The organism is Corynebacterium sp. HMSC063A05, from assembly GCF_001809695.1.
GTDB lineage: Bacteria > Actinomycetota > Actinomycetes > Mycobacteriales > Mycobacteriaceae > Corynebacterium > Corynebacterium amycolatum.
The window spans coordinates 138,856-160,464 of the sequence record NZ_KV798510.1 but is presented as its reverse complement, the minus strand read 5'-3'; the positions used below and the strand labels follow the sequence as shown (position 1 = coordinate 160,464).

Here is a 21,609-nt window from a genome sequence, read left to right as displayed (position 1 = left end):
CTGTTTGGGTTAGCGCTATAGCACCAACACGACCAGGACTTGGGCGAGAATGATCTTCATGATCATGGCCATCGGATACACCGTTGTGTATCCCATTGCCGGCAACTCGTTCTTGGCCTGGTCGTTGACGTATGAGAGCACTGCCGGGTGAGTCTGCAAGCCCGAGAGGATACCCGCAGTTTGACCGAACGGAATCTTCAGCACGCGGTGACCGACAATGAGGGTCAACAGTGCGGAGCTAAAGGCGATGATGGCGGCAAGGCCCAGAACTGTCAGTGATGCCGGGTCAGACAACGCAGCCTGGAATCCCTTACCAGCAGTAGTGCCGATACCAGCCAGGAACAGTGCCAGACCCATGGTGCGGAACGCCAGGTTGGCCGAGTAGGGGATAGGCCAAACCAACGGGCCAGTGCGACCAACAGCACCCAGAATCAGCGCCACAACCAGTGGACCACCAGCGGATCCCAGGGCTAGCGAGCTGCCGCCCGGAAGCGGAATCTTGATGAGACCGACCAATACACCCAGCGTAAGCCCAAGGGTGAGAGGCAAGAGGTTGACGTCGGAAAGCTTCTTGTAAGAGTCGCCGAAGAACTTTGTTGCGTCCTTGATTTTCTCTGGTGGTGCAACCACGCGGACGCGGTCGCCAAGCTCGAGGCGCATGTTTGGTTCCGCGACGATGTCGTGGTCGCCGCGGCGAATACGCGTAATAATCATGCCATCCATACGAGTCTGAAGCTCCGCAATGGGTACGCCCACCACGTCAGATGCGGAGACGAAGATGCGACGGAAGTCCAGGCGACCGTCGTGTGTCGGATCACCTGGCATAAGCTCGCCAATGTACTCGGCGGCACGAGCAATTTCTTCCTCTGTACCGACGACGGAAATAATATCGCCGACGGAGACAGTGTCACCCGGAGATGGAATGTAGAGGTGGCCCTTATACTCGATGCGTGAAACCGTGATGTCCAAACCGAACTTCGACGGAAGGTCAGTGATGGACGGCAGGTCGTCCTTGAGGACCTTGATGTCCCGAGTATGCAGCGGAAGCGCGGCGACACCTGCGTCAATAGCTTCCTGGTCGTGATCGACGCGGAAGACCTTCGACATAATACCGATTGAGGCAATCACTGCCAGCACGCCGATTGGGTAGGCCAGGGAGTAACCAATCACCGGCATATCGTGGGCAGCGGCCAGCTCGCCCTTATCCGAAATGAGGCTAGGAAGAGCATCGACGATTGCTGCCATAGCCGGGGTGTTGGTCAGGGCGCCTGTGAAGGCACCTGCGCCCTCCACCGGGTCGATAGGCAAAAACTTGATTAGCAAGAAAGACTCGATAGTGACAACTGCGAGCACACCAATGCCGAATAAGTTGTGCTTGATACCGCGTGAGCGTAACGAGCTGAAGAATTCGGGGCCCGCCTCCAACCCGATGGTGTAGACGAATAATGCCAGGCCCACGATGTAAATCAGCGGGGAGATTTGAATTTCCGGCTCAATGGTCGCGAGGATAAGGCCGACGAAGAGGACGGCAGCCACGCCAAGCTTGAAGCCGAAGATCTTGATCTGGCCAATTGCCAGGCCAAGAAACAAAATCACTAGAAGCGCTAAGAGTTCATTTTCAGCCAAGAGTTGCACATATCCCATGGTGGCACAACTAGCAGTAATCTTCATTAAGCATTGTTTTCAGCAAGGATATAACCTTTGCTGACGGCGTGATAAGTGAGAGTAATCACTTCAACAAGACATCAATAACTGTGTTTGAAGTCGTGGTTTTGGACTTCGTTTTAAAGCTTTAGAGCAGAAAAAAGGGGCCCGAAAGCCCCTTTTTTCTGCTTCAACCTAGGTTGTCCCTCGTCGGGTTGCCCGAGCAACTGGCTCTGGTGAAACCTAGCTAAGCCTCTAGTGCTTCTTGCCGCGGTTTGCCGCACGGCGCGCACGACGGTTCATACCGGCCTGTGGGTTAGCTCCCTTCGGCATCGGCCCCTTGGGCATGTTCGCGCGCGCATCGCGAATGCGGTCCATCGACTGGATGCGCTCATTCAAAGCATTGGCCTGATCCTTATTCAGGTTGCGCGGCAGACGCATGAGTTCGCGCTGCAGCTTCTTTGGCGGGACCTGCCCCTCGTCGCTGCCAGCAATCATGTCGTAAATCGGAGCTTCGCCCGCAATGCGTGCCAGCGACTTCTTCTCACGAGCAATCATCTGCTTGACGCGGTTCGGGTCACCTTCACCGACCAGCACAACACCGGCGTTACCAATAACACGGTGAACAGCATCCATGTGCTGATTAGCGACAACACCGGTCTTGACGTGCCAGACATAGCCAACGCCCTGACGCATATTGTCCAGCGTCCACGCCGCAGCACCGGCCTGGCCTTCTGCCTCTGTGTAGAAGGAAGCCTCAAGACGCTTGGAGAAGATGTACATCGCGACCATAAAGCCGATCGAAATACCAATAATCGTCAGAACCCAGGGCCAGACTCCACCAATGAGCAGGCCAAGCAATAACAGAAGGATAATCGGACCGAAGAAGCCCAGTGCCATGTACGGCACGAGCTTGTTGTCCCGCGAGCGCTGCAGCTTAAACGCTTGCCACATCTGGCTACGGGTCTGCTTACGCTGAGCGCGCTTGGCGGCGCGGTTCGCCTTCTTCATTTCTTTCGCATCATTGGTCGCCATAATCACCAACTTTAGGGCATGCGATGTAGTTTTAGGCAATAGACCGCGCCGTAGCGCCGTTTCGCTTTACGACGGCGCTGAGGCCGTCAGGCCTCTAGGAAGCCGGAATAGCCGAAGTGACTGGCGTATCCTCCGATGCACCATAGCGGTCGAGTAGGGTTGAGGCCTCCTGCAGGGCGAGGTCGCTGCCGCCGTCGTCGGCAAGCGCGGAGAGATGCTCAGGCAGCTCCTGACCGCGGTGCGCCAGCGCGCGGGCGTAGAGCCGTCCAGCGCGGTAAGAGGAACGGACTAGCGGTCCTGACATGACGCCAGCGAAGCCCATCTCTTCGGCAGCCTTGGAGAGTTTGACGAACTCTTCCGGCTTGACCCAACGGTCAATTGGGTGGTGCAGCGGGGTGGGCCGGAGGTACTGCGTAATTGTCAGGATGTCGCAGCCGGCTCCGTGCAAATCTTCCATAGCGGAGATGATTTCGTCGTAGGTTTCGCCCATGCCCAGGATGAGGTTGGACTTGGTAACCAGCCCAGCTTCGCGAGCACGAGTGATGAGTTCCAAGGAGCGCTCGTAGCGGAATGCTGGACGGATGCGCTTGAAGATGCGCGGCACTGTCTCCAAGTTGTGGGCGAAAACCTCGGGCTTGGCATCGAAGACCTGCTGTGCGGCGGATTCGTCGCCACGGAAATCGTCGACCAGGAGCTCGACCCCCGTATTCGGGTTGAGCTCGTGAATCTGTCGGCATGTCTCTGCGTAGAGCCAGGATGCGCCGTCGGGCAGGTCGTCGCGGGCGACACCGGTGATGGTCGCGTAGCGAAGATCCATCTCGCGGACGGACTCGGCGACACGGCGCGGCTCGTCCTTGTCCAAGGGATCCGGCTTGGCAGAGTTAATCTGGCAGAAGTCGCAGCGGCGGGTGCACTTGTCGCCGCCGATAAGGAAGGTGGCCTCGCGGTCTTCCCAGCATTCGTGAATGTTTGGGCAGCCAGCCTCCTGACAAACTGTGTGCAGGGAGGCGCCCGAGACACGGCTCTTCATGTCTTTATAGCTGGGGCCCGGGCGAACCTGGTTGCGGATCCACCGTGGCTTGTTTTCGATAGGGGTCTCGGCATTTCGTGCCTCGACGCGCAGTAACTTACGTCCTTCTGGCTTAACAGTCACAGTTTCACCCTACTTGTTTGTTGATGAGTACTCGAATATGCCGGTAGTGGAGTTGTGCTTCACCCGGTGTGGCAGGCCCTTCGTGGGGTCGGGCGCGGAGCCAAAGGAATGGTCGGCAACGGTCAGACGGCCTTCCAAAGCATCTTGTAAATCCGCCAGAAGCGACTCTGTCATCTCTGACACGCTAACATCTCGGTCAAGCTCCCGGGATAGGGTGGTCACTCCAGCATCGGAGATGCCACACGGGATGATGTAGTTGTAGAACTCCATAGAGTTGTCGCAGTTCAGACTCAGTCCGTGCATGGTCACATCATGAGTCACGCGGATTCCCAGTGCCGCAATCTTTCGGTCGCTAATTCCGTTTGATGCGGGAATCCATACCCCCGAGCGGCCATCGATGCGGCCAGCAGCTGCGATGCCAGCCCGGCGAACGGTTTGAATGAGGGCTTCTTCCAGTCTGCGGACGTAGTCCACCACATCGACCGGCTGAGCGAGCTTGATGATGGGATACATCACAAGCTGGCCCGGGCCGTGCCAGGTGATGCGGCCCCCGCGGTCGACATCGACGACCGACAACCCATTGGTAGGGCGGTCCTCGGGCTGGGTGCGCTTTCCTGCTGTGTAAAGACTCGGGTGCTCGAGCACGAGAATCTGATCTGGAATCAGGTCTTTCGCACGCTTGGCAGCAAGGTCTGCCTGTAGGTGCCAGGTCTCTTCGTAGTCGACAAGACCCAGGTGCTGAATCTCGATGTCGGAGCTAGAGTCTCGAATGGATTTATCTGCGCGAGTAAAAGGTTTTCTTGGGGCAGTCATGGTGGCCTATAGGATACGCCGAATTTCTGTGGGCCTTAGTTTTCTTGTTACTTGGATAGCACCAGCCACAAAAATACCCCGGTGGTCACTAGAAAGTGACCGCCGGGGCGAAAGTGGCGTGCTCTTGTTGGGTTTAGCCGAAGACGACGCGCAGGATGGAAACGGTAATTGCCGAGATAGCTGCAGCAGCCGGCAGAGTGATAACCCAGGCCAGACCAATCGGCTTCATCAGGTTCCAGTTAGCGGCGCGGTTAACGATACCGACACCGAGAACAGCACCAATCAGAATGTGGGTGGAAGAAACCGGCAGACCCAACAGGGAAGCGATCATAACGACCACAGCAGCAGAGAGCTCTGCGGCGAAGCCCGACGCCGGGTGCATCTTAGTCAAGCCGGAACCGACAGTCTGAATAACGTAGCGACCGATGAACCACAGACCGGAAATCAAAGCGACACCCATTGTGGCCATGACTGCCAGCGGAACACCAGACTCAGAAGAAATTTCGTTGGTACGGAGAACATCCAGAATTGCCACGAACGGGCCAAGTGCGTTAGCGATGTCGTTCGAACCGTGGGAGAAAGCGAACGCAGAAGCGGTGAAGACCTGCATCCAGCTGAACAGCAGGAAGGTCGAGCGGTCGAGGTCCTGGCGCTTCAAAGTGCGGGCGAAGATGTAAACGGCGAGCCACACGGCGGTGGCAATCATGCCCATAATCAGGAAATTGTCCAGGCCGGACAGGCCCAGGTGCAGGTTCTTGAGCCCCTTGAACAGCATCATCGCGGAGATGACGACGGAGCCCAATGCGGCCAGGCCTGGAACCCAGGCTTCTAGCGCGCGGTGAGCGCGGACGTCATCAACCTTGGACTCGATGTCAACGAGCTTGCGGAAGTAGTCAGACTCCAGGTCATTCCGCTCCCAGTCGGCGTCGCGCATCGTCGTCGCGTCGCGAAGCATCGCGTTGGTGTAAGAGATCTGCTCGTGCTCAGGCAGCTTTTCGAACTCTTCACGGTGCTGAGCCTTAAGATCGGCCTTTTCCTGGTGGATGGCCTGCAGCTGCTGAGAAGCCTTGTCGTTATAGACGAGAATCGACTTCTTAATGCCGCCGAACAGGAGAAACGCGACCATACCACCAAGGAGCGGGGAGAGAACCCAGGAAATTGCAATCTGGCCGATCTGATCCCACTGGACCATGCTCCAGCCACCCTTGCCGGTGATGAAACCGACCGTCAGTGCGGCACCAACGATACCGCCGACGATGGAGTGGGTAGTGGAAACTGGCCAACCCATGCGGGTGGCAACGAGGAGCCACACTGCCGCGCCAAGAAGCGCGGACATCATGATGAAGGCGAACTCCATCGGGTCCAAACCGTGGATCGCATTCAGGTCCACAATGCCGGAACGGACGGTGTCAGTAACCTCGCCACCTGCGAGGACGGCGCCCGAAACCTCAAAGACTGAAGCGACAACTAGCGCCTGCTTCATGCTCAGGGTGCCGGCACCGACTGAAGTACCGAAGGAGTTAGCAACGTCGTTACCGCCGATATTGAATGCCATGAAGACGGCGAACGCGATGGTAATCAGAAGAATTGCCGTATTTGCCTGCGGGCCGACGAAGTCATAAGCCCAGAAGGCAAAAATTACGATGTTGATTGCGAGAAGCCCGCCGAAGAAGAGATGCCACCACTTATCTGAGGAGCTCGATTGCTCAGACGATGTGGTCCCGGTCGACGAACTAGTATTCGCTGGAGCCGAGGACATGCTCCACCTTTCTAAGTTACGTACAGAGAGCAAAAATAGGCACGCCAAAGAAGCCTGCTGTCTAATGATTTCTTAGATTGGTAAAGGCTAATTGCTAACTAGATGACGACTAGGTTAACAAATAATGAATTTAATTATCGCTATCTATGGCTCTCGTTGGCGTAGCTGGAAGCGATAGCCGAAACTGAGTGCGTGGGTGTGTGGCGTTTTCGCATTTCGGCAGTACAAGAAGTATGCACATTTGCTACTTGCGGCTTTGCTTTCGGCTAGACCCTCCCGTTGTTCGCTAATGGCTTAATGGCGCAATAACAGCGCGTAAATTCTTTGTGCCGATGGAGTTAGCTATGTGTGGCTACGCGAAATCTGAGTACTAGCCAAGAAGAGGGTGGCTGCGCATTTGAAGGAATCGCTGATTAGGTTCAACTGCGGAACGAATGCGGAAAAAGAAATACCCGCGTCAGTCGCAAAGTGCGACTAACGCGGGCAGGGAAGAGGTGGAACCTCCTGCTAGCAAGCCAGCTAGATATTTCCGCGGCGCTACCACCCCAGGAGGGGAGTAGGCTGCTTAGAGCTGCAGATCCGATTCGAAGTTAGCAACCTCGAGGCGGTCAACAACGGTCGTCATGAAGCGACCTGCATCAGCGCCGTCGATGAGGCGGTGATCGTAGGTAATTGGCAGGAAGACCATGGCACGAATGCCAATGGCATCTGCCTCATTCTCGGTGACGACTACTGCGCGCTTCTTAATCGCGCCGGTGCCGACCATTGCAGCCTGTGGCGGAACCAGAATCGGGGTGTCGGTCAAGGCGCCCTCGGAGCCAATGTTGGTAATGGTGAAGGTGCCGCCGGACAGGTCCTTCGGGGTCAGCTTGTTATTGCGAGCGCGGTCTGCGATGTCCGCGATAGCAGCAGCCAGCTCCGGCAGGGACATATCCTGAGCGTCGTGGATGACCGGGGAGAGCAAACCACGTTCGGTATCGACAGCGATACCCAGGTTGACCTGCTCGTGGTAGGTAATCTCCTTGGTCTCTTCGTTCCAGGAAGCGTTGACGTTCGGGTGGCTGACCAGAGCCTCAACGATTGCCTTTGCAAAGAATGGCAGGAAGGTCAGCTTCGCGCCGTGCTTCTTCTCGAACTCAGCCTTCTTAGTAGCGCGCAGATCCCAGATGGCAGTCATATCTGCCTCGTGGACCTGGGTCAGCTGTGCGGAAGTCTGCAGAGACTCGAGGGTCTTGGCAGCGGTAATCTCGCGGATGCGGTTGACACGCTGGGTGGTGCCGCGCAGCTCAGCGAGCTCAGGGCGAACGCCCTTGGTGGACCAGTTGGAGCCGGACTCAGCAGCAGTCTCCTGGCCTCCCTCGGCAGCGCGCAGAACATCCTGCTTACGAATGCGGCCGCCAATCCCAGAGCCCTGGACCTTAGTCAGGTCAACGCCGTGCTTGTCAGCCAGCTTGCGAACAAGCGGGGTGACGTAAGGAACGTCCTTGTTGGCGGAAGGCTTGGATTCAGCCTTCGGAGCCTCAGCCTTTGGAGCCTCCTTCTTCGGCTCTTCCTTCTTTGGCTCCGGCTTGGACTCTGCCTTTGGAGCTTCCTTCTTTGGTGCGGCCTTCTTTGGCTGGCCACTGCCAACGCGAGCGATGACCTCACCGACGTCAACGGTGTCGTCTTCGTCGTAGAGGACCTCGAGCAGGGTGCCTGCGACCGGGGACGGAATTTCGGTGTCGACCTTGTCGGTGGAAACCTCGAGCAACGGCTCGTCGACCTCGACGGTGTCGCCGACCTTCTTCAGCCAGGGGGTGATGGTGCCTTCGGTGACGGATTCGCCGAGCTCCGGCATCTCAACGTCGGTGGCGTCGCCAGCGTCAACGTCAGTGGAGTTCTCCTCAGTCTCCTCGTTGGCCTTTACTGGCTCCTCGTCCTTCTCGACTGCAGCAGATGTCTCTTCGGCCTCTTCCTCAGCCGATTCGTTGGCGGCCGGAGCGGCGTCTGCATCGCCAACGCGAGCGATGACCTCGCCGACGTCAACGGTGTCGTCTTCGTCGTAGAGGACCTCGAGCAGGGTGCCTGCGACCGGGGACGGAATTTCGGTGTCGACCTTGTCGGTGGAAACCTCGAGCAACGGCTCGTCGACCTCGACGGTGTCGCCGACCTTCTTCAGCCAGGGGGTGATGGTGCCTTCGGTGACGGATTCGCCGAGCTCCGGCATCTCAACGTCAGTAGCGGGACCGGAAGCGGCCTTCGGTGCTTCCTTATTTGGCTCTTCAGCTTCTTCCTTCGGAGCCTCTTCCTCAGTCTCCTCTGCGGAATCGTCAGCGCCTTCCGGCTCTTCGCCCGGCTCGCCGACCTTTGCGATGACCTCGCCAACATCGACGGTGTCGTCTTCTTCAAAGAGAATCTCGGTGAGAACACCGGCGACCGGAGATGGAATTTCGGTGTCGACCTTGTCGGTGGAAACCTCGAGCAACGGCTCGTCGACCTCGACGGTGTCGCCGACCTTCTTCAGCCAGGTGGTAATGGTGCCTTCGGTAACTGATTCACCGAGCTCCGGCATCTCAATAGAGGTCGCCATGTTTGTGCACTCCTCGAAAAGTTAAGAAATCTCGTTTTAAGACGGTTATTACAAATTAGCTTACAGGTTGAAAACTCTGCTTGCCCCGTGGGCTGCGCCCGCTTTCGACTGGTGCGTGGAATAGCTCATTTCAGCCAGGATTCCAGCCGGGTGGGGCGCAGTCGGATGACCGGCTACTTCGTTGCCAAATCCTCAATCACAGAGAACATCGTCCGAACCGGAACGCCAGTGCCCCGCTTCGGGGTATAACCATACTCCCCGGTGGTGTTGAAGGCCGGACCGGCAACGTCGATGTGAACCCATTCAACATCCTCACCAACGAATTCGCGCAGGTATGCAGCTGCAACGCTCATACCGCCAAAGCGAGAGTTCGTGACATTCCGCAGGTCAGCGACCGGAGAATTCAAGGCCTCTGCTAGCTCAACTGGAATCGGCATTGCCCAACCATTTTCACCAATGCTCTGAGACAGCTCTGCAACACGGTCACGGAACTCGTCATTACCCAGGACACCCGGGGTGCGCTCGCCAAGAGCGACCAGCTGCGCACCGGTCAGGGTGGCGGTGTCAATCAGGTGAGTCGGCTTGTCTTCGCAGGCGCGGACAATGGCGTCCGCGAGTACGAGACGGCCCTCTGCGTCGGTGTTCAGAATCTCAATGGTCTTACCGCCGTACTGCGTAATGACATCGCCCGGACGGTACGCCTTACCGCCCGGCATGTTCTCTGCCATCGGAACGGTTGCGGTCACCGGGGTGGAAACACCCAAACGGGCAGCCAGGACGACTGTGGCAATAACTGCCGCAGCGCCGCCCATATCGGAAATCATGTTCTCCATGCTGGCGCCCGGCTTCAGCGAAATACCGCCGGTATCAAAGGTGATGCCCTTACCGACCAGCCCCAGCGATTTCTCTGCCGACTCATCGCCCTTCCAGACCAGACGCACCAGGCGCGGCCCGCGCGAGGATCCGCCACCCACGGCATTGAGGCCTCCGAAACCGCCGGCGCGCAGAGCGTCGTCGTCAAGCACCTCGACCTCGAGCCCTGCGTCACGGCCCAGCGCTGCAGCAGCGTCAGCAAACGTCTCGGGGTAGAGGTGCGACGATGCTGTATTGACGAAGTCACGCGCGGTGGCAACGGCATCCACAATCGCCGCAACGCGCTTTACGACGTCGTCATCAGCGCCCAACACGACCACCTTCTGGGTGTCCTCGTTGCTTTCTTCGGCGCTCTTCTGGCCGGAGTAAGCGTAAGCGCCCAGTGCAAAGCCCTCGGCTGCAGCCTGCGGATCGATGGCGCCGAGAGTGTTAAAGACCACCTTGGCCTTGGACATACGGCGGGCAGCGGCACCGCAGGCACGGCGGATATCCTCTGCATCCAGGTCCTCAGAACCCACGCCAACGCCCGTGACACTGTCGACATCCAGGCCAGCGGGGGCCGGAATGGTGGTCACGGACTCGGCCTTAGCACTGGCGGAGACTGCCTCAAAGGAGGCGAGCAGCTGCTCTGCAACCGAACCGATGGCCTCGGGTGCGACCAGCTCGACGCCATCCTCGCCGTCGATAAGCGCGACGAGAACCGCGTCGGCGTCCGCGGGCAGAGACTTGTCGGCAGCGATGACCACGCGAGTGCCGATAGCCAGCAGGTAATTGGACAAAATTGCGGCGTTGCGAGAGGCGCCGAACTGCGTCGAATCATTGTTAGCGGGGACTGGCATGTAGTTGCATCTCCTTGTAGTCGTACTATGTGGTACACCACCGTATCCCTATTTGCCGGTTCGTGTCCTTCACCCCTGGACAGCGGACCGACGAGACAGCGCCACGACTATTGGAATGTACCCGCGCCTAGTGCCCGCGACGCTGACATTAGCCTGACTAACACGGTCTTTCGGGGCGAGTATTGATACGACTCGATCCTCGACGGTTTAGGATGAAAGACATGTCTGCTTTGGAATTTGCAATCGAACGTAACCCGAATCCACTCTCTGATGTCGAGCGCGAGGAGATTCTGGCCAACCCCGGTTTTGGTAAGCACTTCACCGACCACATGGTCCGAATTGACTGGACTGCAGACAAGGGCTGGCACGACGCCAAGCTGCAGGCATATGGTTCGATTGAAATGCAGCCGTCTTCTTCGGTCCTGCATTACGGGCAGTCGATTTTTGAGGGGCTGAAGGCGTATCGCATGCCGGATGGTTCCATTGTTACTTTCCGCCCGGAGCAGAACGCTCGTCGTTTCCAGCGCTCCGCTGACCGCATTGCGATGCCGCAGCTGCCGGAGGAGACCTTTCTCGAGGCAATCCGTCTGCTGGTTGAGGCCGATGCGGCATGGGTGCCGCCAGCTGGTGGCGAAGAATCCCTGTACCTGCGTCCAATCATGTTCTCCACTGAGAGCACCCTGGGTGTGCACCCGTCGAACTCTTACACCTTCCTGCTCATCGCTTCACCTGCTGGCGCGTACTTCTCCGGTGGTATTAACCCGGTGACCGTGTGGATCTCCCACGAGTACGTGCGTGCCGCGCCGGGAGGCACCGGTGCTGCGAAGTTCGCAGGTAACTACGCAGCTTCGCTGGCGGCTCAGCAGCAGGCAGAGGAAAAGGGCTGCGACCAGGTTGTGTGGCTGGATGCTGTCGAGCGTAGGTACATCGAGGAGATGGGCGGCATGAACCTGGCGTTCATCTACCCGGATAAGACCGCTGACGCTGGTGTTCGCCTGGTGACTCCAGAGCTGTCCGGTTCGCTACTGCCGGGCATTACCCGGGCATCGTTGCTGCAGGCTGCTCAGGATCTGGGCATGAATGTCGAGGAGCGTCGCATTTCCACCGAGGAGTGGAAGAATGATGCCACTTCCGGTGTCATGAGCGAGGCATTCGCCTGTGGTACCGCTGCCGTCATCACCCCGGTCGGTTTTGTGAAGTCCGCTGAGGGTGAGTTTGAGATTAATAACGGCAACACTGGTGAGTGGACTATGAAGCTGCGCGAGCGTCTGACTGGTATTCAGCACGGTGAGGTTGAGGACACCCACGGTTGGATTCACAAGCTCGTTGAGGCTTAAGTTTCGGCGTAAGTCGGAAAAGATAATTTAATAGTTGTTACGAGAATTAGTACTTTCGCAGCCCCTGATTAGTATTTGCTGGTCAGGGGCTGCGTTTTTGCTTCGCTGGTTCCCCAACAGCTGTGCGGTTTTCTCATGGTTCATGAATTGTTCAGAGGGCATTTGTTTAGCCATTAAAAATACCTCTAGCGTGACCGGGGTCACTGTGAAAAACTACCAACACGATTGGTTTTTGTAGTTGGGAAAACAGTTTGAGGTGCTGTGATGGTGGTAGTTCAAGACTTTTTTAAAGATAGTTTTTCGTCAAGTAGTTCAAAGCGCCTAAGGGTAGCCATCGTCGTCACGCTGTTGTTGGCGGCGTGGACGATCGGGTTTAGCGCAATCCCGGCTCCTGTGGCGGCAGCTCAAGATACGCCGCCACCGTCCGGGGTGGAACAGCCCGCTCCTACGGGCGAAGGGGGCACGGGCGAAGCAAAAGCAGAGCTAATCATGGATCTGTCAGGCTCGATGCTTGCCGACGATGCCGGAGGCACCCGCCTCGATGCGGCAAAGCGCGCATCCACGGAGCTGATTGACTCCCTCCCGGATGATGCGCTACTTGGCATGCTGGTTTATGGCCAGCGCGAATCCAGCGATGAATCCAACCGCGAGCGAGGTTGCCAGGACATCGAGGTGCTGTCGCCGGTTCAAAAGGTCGACAAAGAAGGCCTGAAGAGCAGGATTGCCGGGTTGAAAGCTCAGGGCTACACGCCGATTGGCAATGCACTGCGTAAGGCGGCTGATGAGCTTGGTTCAGACGGTGAGCGATCAATCATCTTGGTTTCCGATGGAATTGACACCTGCGCACCGCCACCGGTGTGTGAGGTTGCGAAAGAACTGGCGGGGCAGGGCGTTGGCCTGACCATTCACACCGTGGGCTTCAAGGTTGATGAAGAAGCTCGCGCTGAGCTTGAGTGTGTTGCGCAGGCAACTGGCGGTCAAAGCATGACTGCTGATGATGCCACCCAGCTGGCAGACCACATGAAGTTCTTGGCTCAGCGGTCAGTGCAGGGCTACGAAACCACGGGCACTCCGTTCGAGTTCTCCGAGACTAAAGAAGGCGCGAAGTGGCTCGGCGAGGGCAAGTACCAAACGACGCTGGTGCCAGAGGTCGCCCAGCACGATCGCACCCCGCTCTACTACCGAATCGCAGTGCCGAAGGGGCACAACGCGATTGTTACCTCAAAGGTGTTGGCGAATATCGATGCTGAGGGTAAGGGGCAGCAGGATGTCCGAACTGAAGTTGACGAAATCATCAATGAAACCGGCGGAAAATGCCAGGACGACGGTCGCATGAGGTCGCTGACAGGCGCCGAAGCTAGTGCCGATTCGTGGACTCCAACTTCGGCTGATGCAAGCATTCTTGAATGGGATAGCGACCGCATAGAATCCAGTTGTGATCAAACCAAGTGGCTCGTCGCAAACAACGTGTGGGTCTATGACAGTGAATCAGTAGTAGATTATCGTGATGAACCCGTGAAGGTCGAGGTTAGCGTTCAGTTTGAGCCAGTGCTGAAGAAGCAGGATGCTGACAAGCTAAATGAAGGGCGGTCTTCCTCCGGCGACAAAGCCTACAAGAAGGCCACTTTTGGGGAAGCCAAGCCTGTAAGCGGTGGCAATAACGCAGCTCAAGCCCCGGAAGTCAAGTCTGGGGACACTATCTCCGACACAATCGTTCCCGGTGAGCAGAAGTTCTACAAGATCCCCGTCGAGTGGGGTCAGCGACCAGTGATTGCTGCCCGTACTGGAAATTCGGAGCGCGATAATGCCGATTCCATGGGAGTTGCTCTGTTGAATCCATTCGAGGTTTCCGTGGCGGATGGAACAATGCACTTTTATCAGGATTCCGAGGATCTGAATTTGTCAACAGATCGTCCGGTCGAATACAACAACCGAAGTACCAATGTTGGCGGACAATCTATAGCCAACGCCGGCTATTACTACGCGACTGTCCGAATGGCTAACTATCGCCCGGATGAAGAGGTCAGTGGTATCGATCAGCCGTTCCAGCTCGCATTCCTCCTGGACAACAAGCCAACTAAGGGGCCTGACTGGCGACCGACCGACAAGAACGGCCCGACTTCATCCGATAAGCCGATTCTGGCCAAGGGAGAGTCGGAAAAGGATTCGTCGAAGGAATCTTCGGAAGATGCGTCGAAGGAATCTGACTCCCCGGATACGGATTCTCAGGCATCCGCATCCTCGTCGGACATGGAGGACGAGGGTATGAGCCCGCTGGTCATTGGCACCATTGTGGCAGTGGTCGCCGTGTTTATCGGCATCGCAGGCGCAATCGTCTACCAGAACAAGAAGCGCAAGGAGTAAGACAAACCGTAAGCTCAGGAAGCTCCTGAGCAGGAGGGGCTAACCCGCAAGAATGTGTCCGCTCGGCATATCGCCGGGTGGGCACACTTTTTCTGCTTAACCCCAAAACTGACAGGCCAAGCATGATACTTACAGGCCAAGAACGATGGGCTGCAGATGTGAAGCTGTGCGAGTTTATGACACTTTCAGGCCATTTTTCGGACCATTTTCGCCATAAACGCAGTCAGTAACTCGCATCGGTCCGCCGTCGCTAACATAACCGCAGTCACTAGCCCCCCGCAGAACCCAAACCCCACAGAACCCAAACCTGGGAGTATTACCCCAACATAGAAAAGCACATCCCGTGCATTGCTGCGACGGGACGCGCTTTTTTTAATTAGCTGGGAGGCTAGAAGGTGTGCTCGTTCTTGGCGCCCCGGCAAACGGTCGGCGCAAAATAATTTGGGCGAGCCCCGAAACGAGCCTCCTGTACTCCGCCTTCCCGGCGGTGTGCCCTCAGAATACGTCCGCGTCAAAGTGACCGTCAATAGTTCTTTTTAAAGAAAACCCCAACGGGGGCAATGCGTGCATTTTCCCTGCTAGAACCCTATGGCAAGTACCACGGCACAGACAGCGCATGTTACCTCAATGACCGCACCAAACACGTCGCCGTTGACTCCTCCAAACCTCTTCACGCAGTGCTGTGTCAGCAGCAGTGTAACGCCGAAGCTCAGCACACAAGCGGCTACGCCCACGAGCCCAATCAACCCGCCCGACACAGCTAGCAGCAGTGTCCACCAGCAGGCCACCGTCACGGTGGACTGTGTACCAGCCGTCAGGGAGCCGAAGCCGCTGTTCGAAAAAGGCGGAAAGCCACGCCAGCAGGCAGTCGTTGCCGCCGCGCGAGAGGCCACAAAAGGCAAGCACAGCACAACCACGCTCGGCCACATCTGACCAGCAGACCAATGTGACAGCACACTAGCCACAATCACGGCAAAAGCAGTCGTCGTCGTCAACATCGTCAGCACGATGGAGCCCACGCCCATTGGGCCGGTGCTCGGATCGCGCAGCACCTCGCGCGCCCCCTCCGGCGGTTTATACGAGCCGAGGGCATCTGCCACATCCGCCAGCCCATCCAGGTGCATGGCGCGGGTCAACATCTGTGCCGCCACCATAATCAGGGCGCCGCCGAGGATCGGGGTGACGTCGTAAAGCGTGGGCGTGCGTGACGACGACGTTGCGAACAGCCCCGCCGTGATGAGAACTGCACCCGCGGCAGGAACGAGCCCAGCTACTGGCAGTGCAGCGATGGCGCGGCGGCCGGTAATGCGGTCGAACACGCTCGCGCCTTTGAAAGGCAGGACAGTGAGCCAGGACAGGGCAGTGGTGATGGCCTCAGCGACGGCATTGCCGTGAGCGGAGGGATCACCGTCGAGGTTGTCCTGGTGAGACGGGCCGGCTTTGTCGGACAAGTCGATTAGTCCTTGGTGCTTACGCCTGCGTCGGCGAAGGTAGCCATGTTGCGCAGGACGGATACGCCGGACTTGACCAGCGGTAGGGCAGCGACGGCGCCGGAGCCTTCGCCAAGACGCATCCCGTATTCGAGAAGTGGTTCCTTATCCAGGTGTCGAAGGGCAAGCGCGTGCGCGGGCTCTGCCGACTTGTGGCCGGCGACCCACCAATCGCGCGCGCCCGGCGCGAGCTGGTCAGCTAGCAGAGCTGCGGATGTGACAACCACTCCGTCCAAAATCACAGGAGTGCGACGCACCGCTGCCTGAGCCAAGAATGCGGCCATCACAGTCATATCCGGCGAGGAAATACGACGGAGCACCTCAACCGGGTCATTGCGCAGGCGACGCACGCGGAACATGGCATCGCGCACGGCAGCGACCTTGAGCTTCCAGCCCTCGTCATCAATGCCAGTGCCTCGGCCGACGACGACAACTGGTTCGGAGTTGGTCACGGCACCGATCAGCGCTGCGGCTGGAGTGGTGTTTCCGATGCCCAGGTCGCCGGCAATGAGCAGGTCAGCGCCTTCATCAACGGCGGCGTCGGCAATCGCGATACCCGTGCGGATGGCCTTATCGACCTCCTCCTCGCTCATCGCATCCTCGCGGTCGATAGAACCGCAGCTGCGACGGATACGGTATGGCCCTTCGGCATCGTGGTCGAGGGAAATGTCCACACCGGTAACTGTGGCTCCCGCGATGTCAGCGATAGCGTTCACGCCGGCGCCCTTTGCCTCGATGTTGGCAAGCATCTGGATAGACACCTCGGACGGGTACGCGGACACCCCGCCCTGGGCAACACCGTGGTCACCAGCGAAGACATAAACACGACAATCGTCTAGGTCACGCGGAGGGCATTCTCCCTGGCACGCCGAAATCCAAATGCCGAGTTCTTCCAACCGGCCGAGTGAGCCTGCGGGTTTAGTCAACTGCTCATGGCGCACGCGGGCGGCTTGTTCAGTCTCTTCGTCAGGGCGTGCTACCGGTCCAAAATAATCCGCGTTCATACTCTCAAACGCTACCCGAAAACGATTTGTGTACCGACCATTGGTACACAGTTATTCGCATTGCTAGGAAGACCGTCATAGGAGGAGAGGCGTGGAGTGAATCTAGCTCGCCGCCTTGACTTCCATAGGGCAGCCCGCCACAACTAAGACAACACGATCACAGACAGCTGCGAGCTGCTGGTTGAGAAGGCCAATTTCATCACGGAAAAGCCGCCCTGAGCGGTGCTCGGGAATGACACCGAAGCCCACTTCGGGCGACACAATGAACAGGTCGGAATCTGCGGGGAAGTTGCGCACGGCGTCGACAAGCGAGTGTGTCCACGGCGCGACGCTGCCCCTCGGCGCCTCCCACAGCCCCTGCGCGTCGAGGATGTGCGTCAGCCAGGTGCCGACATCGTCGAGCAACATGCGCCGCTTCGGCGACGCGAGAGCATCCACCGCATCGACGTCATCAACCGTGTACCAGACCACTCCGTGCTCTTGTGCCTGGGCTTGACGACGAATGCGGTGCTCCTTGACCCTGGAGTGAAAGTCACTATCACCGGGCCAGGGCCGTGCAGTTGCGATGTAGTGCAACACCGCTGAGGCTGCGGCATCTGAGGCACAGTCGGTTGAGGCTGCGGCGGTGGCCAGCAGCTCGTGCTCAGCCCATGAGGACTTGCCTGAGCGGGCGCCACCGAGAACCAGAGTGCGCATGGCAGATGGAGGCTACTTGATCTCGTCGCCGATGTTGACCTGCGGACGCGGAGTACGCAGACGACGCGGCTGAGAAGCGCGGGAGTAAGCGTAGAAGCCCAGCCCCCAGGCTCCCTCGGTGGTCTTCGGGAAGCGTTCGCGCGTCAGCTTGATGGCACGGCGGCCGATGTAGATACCTTCGATAATCAGGGCGATGATGAGAACCATCGCGATGAGAGATGCGATGTTGGCCAGCTTTGGCAGGGAAGTGCCAATCATCATAATCAGCAGCAGAATCAGCGCGAACGGGAGGAACACGTTAGCGAGGAAGCGACGGGAATCAACCCAGTCGCGGACAAACTTGCGCTCAGCGCCCTGGTCACGCGGCAGCATGTAGCGCGGATCGCCGGCGGCCATGCGCTCGTCGGCAATGCGGCGCTGCTCACGTCGCTCTGCTCGCTCGCGTGCCTTGGCGGCCTTGAGCTCTTCCTTGGACATGGAGGCCTTGAGCTCCTTGCGGCGCTGGCGAGCTTCCTTAGCGGTTAGCGGTGCCTCGACCGGGCCACGGCGGATGCCGCGTGCGCGCTCAACCTCGTTGCGCTTCGGGGTGGGGCGCCCCTTCTTGGGAGTAAAGGCACCGCTGTGCTTCTTCTCGGGCTGCTGAGACTCCGAAGCGGTGTCCTTGGCTCCGCTGGATGCGGTCGCGTCGGTGGTTACGTCTCCGGCGTTGGTTGCGTCAGCTTTAGTTGCGTCAGCTGCCTTGGACTTTTTGTCATTCTTTTTCCACGGTAGATTCACGACCCCAGATTATAAGGTCTTCAAGGTGCTTCCCTAATTTGGTTGCAGGTTGAGGGCCAGGGGCTGGGCAAGGGGCGTGGTTTTTGGCGTGGCCGCCGCGTGGGGTCGGAGGCGGAGAGAGCGCCGTTGGGGCGTCGGAGGCCGTGGTGCGGTTGCGAGGTGGCGGCAAGAAGAGACTTCAGAAAAAGAGAAAGAAAAAGAGAGCCCAGAATTGGGAATTAAAGACTGGTCGGTATGGTTGTGATAAATAATGACGTAGCCGACCTTGGGGTCGACTCGCATACTTAAACACTTCAACAAGGAGGACACGCGCTATGACTACTGCTCAGAGCACTGGCGTTACCCTGACCGAAGCTGCGGCTGCCAAGGCAAAGGCACTTCTGGATCAAGAAGGTGCCACCGACCTGGCACTGCGTATTTCCGTGGCTCCGGGCGGCTGCGCCGGCCTGCGCTACCAGCTCTACTTCGATGATCGCAGCCTCGACGGCGATGTCGCCGAGGTTTTCGGTGGTGTCAAGCTGGTTGTTGATCGCCAGTCGGTTCCGTACCTGTCCGGCGCCACTATCGACTTCGCGGACACTATTGAGCAGCAGGGCTTCACCATCGATAACCCGAATGCCACCGGCTCCTGTGCTTGCGGTGACTCCTTCAACTAAGTCATTAGCTGAGCAGAGCTGTCAGCAGACGCTGTGAAAAGCGTCGGATAGTACAAGGCTCGGACCTCACTCTTGTTAATTGAGTGAGGTCCGAGCCTTTTCTTTTGGTTGCGCCGGCTATGGTGGCAGCCTGCCGGGGCAGGATGGCAGCGCGGGGACCGTCGTAAAGCGAACTAGCGAACTAGAGCTCGACGGGGTAGTCGCGCTGCTCGATGTCCGGAGTGATGCGGTCTTCGATGAAGATGCCGTGCCAGACCATGAAGGCCAGGATGGTCCAGAGGCGGCGAGAGTGGTCGCGCTCGGTTGGGTGGTGCTCGGCGAGCATCTTGAGCACGGCGTCCTTATTAATGAACTCATCAGTCTGGGACTCGCGGATGATGTCCTCGGCCCAGCCGTGCAGTTCGTCACCCGCCAGCCAGTGGCGAATCGGCACCGGGAAGCCCAGTTTGCGGCGGTTGAGAACGTGCTCCGGAACAATCTGCTCCATGGCGCGACGCAGTGCGTACTTAGTGGTGCCGTGAGAAACCCGCATGTCCACCGGCAGCGTCTGTGCAACGTCGAAGACCACACGGTCGAGGAACGGCACGCGCAGCTCCAGGGAGTTGGCCATGGTGATTTTGTCGGCCTTGACCAGAATGTCGCCACGCAACCAGGTGAACAGATCCAAGTGCTGCATCCGAGTCACCGGGTCCCAGCCTTCAGACTGCGCGTAAATCGGTGCCGTGACATCGCTGTGGTCCCATTCCTTCTTTGCCCATGGCAGGACTTCCTGCAGCTGCTCGAAGTTAAAGGAACGAGCATTGCCGTAGTAGCGCTGCTCCAGCGGAGTAGTGCCTCGCTGCAGCAGTGACTTGCCGCGCATGCCTTCTGGCAGAGCTTCGCCGACCTTAGCCAGGCCGCGCAGCAGGGGAGAGGGAACCTTGTCGAACGGTTTCAGCGACAGCGGCTCCTTATAAATGGTGTAACCACCAAAGAGCTCGTCTGCGCCCTCACCGGACAGTACGACCTTAACGTGCTTACGAGCCTCTGCGGCCACGAAGTACAGCGGTACCAGTGCAGGGTCAGCTACCGGGTCATCGAGGTACCACATAATCTTCGGAATCGCACCGGCGAACTCCTCCGGCGAGACGACCTTCACGATGTGCTCGACACCGATGGCAGCGGCGGACTCCGCAGCCACATCGACCTCGGAGAAGCCCTCGCGCTCGAAGCCGGTGGTAAACGTCAGCAGGTTCGGGTTGTGGCGCTTAGCCAAAGTTGCAATCGCCGTGGAGTCGATACCGCCCGACAGGAACGAGCCCACCGTGACGTCGGCACGCATATGCTTCTCGACGCTGTCCTCCAGTGCGCGGGCAATGCGGTCAAAAACATCCTGCTCAGCGCCCTTAGCTACTGGCTGAATCGGGAAACTCGGCTTGAAGTAGCGGGTCTGCTTAACTTCGCCGCCAGGCGTAACGACGGCTGTGCAGCCCGACTCCAAGCGGACAATTTCGGTGTGCAGCGACTCCGGTTCCGGCACATACTGCAGATCGACGTAGTGCTCCAGTGCGCGCTTATTCAGCTTCTTCGCATCGATGCCCATCTCCGGCGCAGCTTCGAGCAGGGACTTCTTCTCAGAACCGAAAATCGTGCCGCGCTCTGTGGTGGCGTAGTAGAGCGGCTTAATGCCGAACGGATCGCGCGCCAGGAAAAGCTTGCGTTCGACGCTGTCCCAGATAGCAATGCCGAACATGCCGCGCAGGTGCTTTACGACGTCCGCTCCCCAGTGGTGGAACCCAACGACGATGGGTTCACCATCGCCGGAGGTATTAAAGGCATAGCCTTCCTTCTGCAGCTGCTCGCGGAGTTCGACGAAATTGTAGATTTCGCCGTTGAAGGTCATGGAGTAACGATTCGGCTGATTCTCCGGTCCCCACTGCAGCGGTTGGTGGCTGTGGGCAATATCAATAATGGATAGGCGGTTGAAGCCGAAAACTGCGTCCTCATCGTGCCACGTGCCTGCATCGTCAGGGCCGCGGTGCCGCATGCAGGGCAGGGCCCTTTCGACAACGGGAACGAGCTCCGCTGCGTCAGAATTTGCAGTCAGGATTCCGAGAAGACCACACATGCTTCGTGCGCGCACCTTTCGCTTAGTGTCACTTAGTGGATTTTCGACGGCTTCGTAGCTAGGGGCTCAGTGCGACTGGCTGTCGCCTGAACCGGTGGCCGTGAAGGACCGCCGCGTGGCTGAGTAGCTGGGTTGAACCCCAGATTGGCACCACATAGAAATGCTGCACCTACTTTAATGCCTTTTGGGGAAAAGCGAGAATGTCTGAGTTTGCCGTGTCTAGGGCTCGGGGCAAGGTTGTGCGGGACGGTGTGTGCGTCAGCGCGTGGCGCAAACACTAAAAAATTCATAGACTTGGGAGCGTCAACAGGGTGTAACTGGTGAGAATGCCACCCCCGATAGGCGGGTCTTTCTCAGTATTTTATTAGGGCAGATATACTCAAAGGCACCCCACAGCCATATTTATTGTGGAGAAAGCTTAAGAATCGACTACTCTGCTTGGGTAGGACGAAACCTTAATCGGTTATCGAAAATTGTGTGGATCAGGAAGGCA

Annotated in this window: 15 protein-coding genes; 3 read left to right on the top strand and 12 right to left on the bottom strand. The window is 58.1% G+C overall.

The features are described 5' to 3' along the window. Positions 1–15: 15 nt before the first annotated feature. From HMPREF2651_RS09465 to HMPREF2651_RS09435, 7 genes are all read right to left on the bottom strand, one after another. Entirely contained in the window at positions 16–1,635 is a 1,620-nt protein-coding gene (locus HMPREF2651_RS09465) for an aspartate:alanine exchanger family transporter (protein WP_191622166.1), read from the bottom strand. A 264-nt stretch (positions 1,636–1,899) separates the two neighbouring features. Then, positions 1,900–2,679: a DUF4191 domain-containing protein gene (locus HMPREF2651_RS09460; RefSeq protein ID WP_005511046.1), complete on the bottom strand. Its 780-nt coding sequence runs from the start codon at positions 2,677–2,679 to the stop codon at positions 1,900–1,902. A 94-nt stretch (positions 2,680–2,773) separates the two neighbouring features. Beyond that, complete coding sequence (lipA, locus tag HMPREF2651_RS09455) at positions 2,774–3,832, bottom strand: lipoyl synthase (RefSeq protein ID WP_038625894.1); 1,059 nt, start codon at positions 3,830–3,832, stop codon at positions 2,774–2,776. A 9-nt stretch (positions 3,833–3,841) separates the two neighbouring features. Next, positions 3,842–4,645 carry a lipoyl(octanoyl) transferase LipB gene (lipB, locus tag HMPREF2651_RS09450; RefSeq protein ID WP_038625892.1) on the bottom strand — a complete coding sequence of 268 codons (804 nt, stop codon included), beginning with the start codon at positions 4,643–4,645 and terminating at the stop codon, positions 3,842–3,844. A 133-nt stretch (positions 4,646–4,778) separates the two neighbouring features. Continuing rightward, positions 4,779–6,404: an inorganic phosphate transporter gene (locus HMPREF2651_RS09445; protein WP_049181585.1), complete on the bottom strand. Its 1,626-nt coding sequence runs from the start codon at positions 6,402–6,404 to the stop codon at positions 4,779–4,781. A gap of 565 nt (positions 6,405–6,969) precedes the next feature. Beyond that, positions 6,970–8,973, bottom strand: coding sequence for a 2-oxoglutarate dehydrogenase, E2 component, dihydrolipoamide succinyltransferase (gene sucB, locus HMPREF2651_RS09440; RefSeq protein WP_070586036.1), 2,004 nt, complete (start codon positions 8,971–8,973; stop codon positions 6,970–6,972). Positions 8,974–9,146: 173 nt separating this feature from the next. Continuing rightward, positions 9,147–10,685 carry a leucyl aminopeptidase gene (locus HMPREF2651_RS09435; RefSeq protein WP_049182167.1) on the bottom strand — a complete coding sequence of 513 codons (1,539 nt, stop codon included), beginning with the start codon at positions 10,683–10,685 and terminating at the stop codon, positions 9,147–9,149. A 221-nt stretch (positions 10,686–10,906) separates the two neighbouring features. Between HMPREF2651_RS09435 and HMPREF2651_RS09430 the strand changes: the two genes are divergently transcribed. Then, a complete protein-coding gene (locus tag HMPREF2651_RS09430) occupies positions 10,907–12,022 on the top strand; it encodes a branched-chain amino acid aminotransferase (RefSeq protein ID WP_038625886.1) in 1,116 nt (371 codons plus the stop codon). Positions 12,023–12,511: 489 nt separating this feature from the next. Beyond that, entirely contained in the window at positions 12,512–14,386 is a 1,875-nt protein-coding gene (locus HMPREF2651_RS09425; protein ID WP_049182166.1) for a vWA domain-containing protein, read from the top strand. A 578-nt stretch (positions 14,387–14,964) separates the two neighbouring features. Here HMPREF2651_RS09425 and HMPREF2651_RS09420 read toward each other — a convergent pair. The 4 genes from HMPREF2651_RS09420 to HMPREF2651_RS09405 all read right to left on the bottom strand — a co-directional run bounded on the left by HMPREF2651_RS09420 (position 14,965) and on the right by HMPREF2651_RS09405 (position 18,353). Next, positions 14,965–15,837: an adenosylcobinamide-GDP ribazoletransferase gene (locus tag HMPREF2651_RS09420; RefSeq protein ID WP_038625884.1), complete on the bottom strand. Its 873-nt coding sequence runs from the start codon at positions 15,835–15,837 to the stop codon at positions 14,965–14,967. Between the two features lie 5 nt (positions 15,838–15,842). Further along, positions 15,843–16,880 (bottom strand): nicotinate-nucleotide--dimethylbenzimidazole phosphoribosyltransferase, encoded by a 1,038-nt coding sequence (gene cobT / locus HMPREF2651_RS09415; RefSeq protein WP_038625882.1) that lies wholly within the window; start codon positions 16,878–16,880, stop codon positions 15,843–15,845. A gap of 102 nt (positions 16,881–16,982) precedes the next feature. After that, positions 16,983–17,576 carry a bifunctional adenosylcobinamide kinase/adenosylcobinamide-phosphate guanylyltransferase gene (locus tag HMPREF2651_RS09410; protein WP_038625880.1) on the bottom strand — a complete coding sequence of 198 codons (594 nt, stop codon included), beginning with the start codon at positions 17,574–17,576 and terminating at the stop codon, positions 16,983–16,985. A 12-nt stretch (positions 17,577–17,588) separates the two neighbouring features. Next, complete coding sequence (locus tag HMPREF2651_RS09405) at positions 17,589–18,353, bottom strand: DUF3043 domain-containing protein (protein WP_038625877.1); 765 nt, start codon at positions 18,351–18,353, stop codon at positions 17,589–17,591. A gap of 314 nt (positions 18,354–18,667) precedes the next feature. On the opposite strand from HMPREF2651_RS09405, the gene HMPREF2651_RS09400 reads away from it, so the two are divergent. Beyond that, entirely contained in the window at positions 18,668–19,009 is a 342-nt protein-coding gene (locus HMPREF2651_RS09400; RefSeq protein WP_005512007.1) for a HesB/IscA family protein, read from the top strand. A gap of 181 nt (positions 19,010–19,190) precedes the next feature. Here the strand turns inward: HMPREF2651_RS09400 and asnB are convergent, their stop codons facing one another. Beyond that, the gene (gene asnB / locus HMPREF2651_RS09395; RefSeq protein ID WP_038625875.1) at positions 19,191–21,116 is read right to left on the bottom strand and encodes an asparagine synthase (glutamine-hydrolyzing); all 1,926 of its coding nucleotides are present in this window, start codon (positions 21,114–21,116) and stop codon (positions 19,191–19,193) included. Between the last annotated feature and the right edge of the window lie 493 nt (positions 21,117–21,609).

Bases quoted from the DNA above. Each gene is read 5' to 3' on its own strand.
- HMPREF2651_RS09425 (WP_049182166.1), top strand. From the start codon at position 12,512: ATGGATCTGTCAGGCTCGATGCTTGCCGACGATGCCGGAGGCACCCGC.
- sucB (WP_070586036.1), bottom strand. From the start codon at position 8,973: ATGGCGACCTCTATTGAGATGCCGGAGCTCGGTGAATCAGTTACCGAA.
- HMPREF2651_RS09460 (WP_005511046.1), bottom strand. From the start codon at position 2,679: ATGGCGACCAATGATGCGAAAGAAATGAAGAAGGCGAACCGCGCCGCC.
- cobT (WP_038625882.1), bottom strand. From the start codon at position 16,880: ATGAACGCGGATTATTTTGGACCGGTAGCACGCCCTGACGAAGAGACT.
- HMPREF2651_RS09435 (WP_049182167.1), bottom strand. From the start codon at position 10,685: ATGCCAGTCCCCGCTAACAATGATTCGACGCAGTTCGGCGCCTCTCGC.
- HMPREF2651_RS09430 (WP_038625886.1), top strand. From the start codon at position 10,907: ATGTCTGCTTTGGAATTTGCAATCGAACGTAACCCGAATCCACTCTCT.
- lipB (WP_038625892.1), bottom strand. From the start codon at position 4,645: ATGACTGCCCCAAGAAAACCTTTTACTCGCGCAGATAAATCCATTCGA.
- HMPREF2651_RS09410 (WP_038625880.1), bottom strand. From the start codon at position 17,576: ATGCGCACTCTGGTTCTCGGTGGCGCCCGCTCAGGCAAGTCCTCATGG.
- HMPREF2651_RS09445 (WP_049181585.1), bottom strand. From the start codon at position 6,404: ATGTCCTCGGCTCCAGCGAATACTAGTTCGTCGACCGGGACCACATCG.
- HMPREF2651_RS09400 (WP_005512007.1), top strand. From the start codon at position 18,668: ATGACTACTGCTCAGAGCACTGGCGTTACCCTGACCGAAGCTGCGGCT.
- asnB (WP_038625875.1), bottom strand. From the start codon at position 21,116: ATGTGTGGTCTTCTCGGAATCCTGACTGCAAATTCTGACGCAGCGGAG.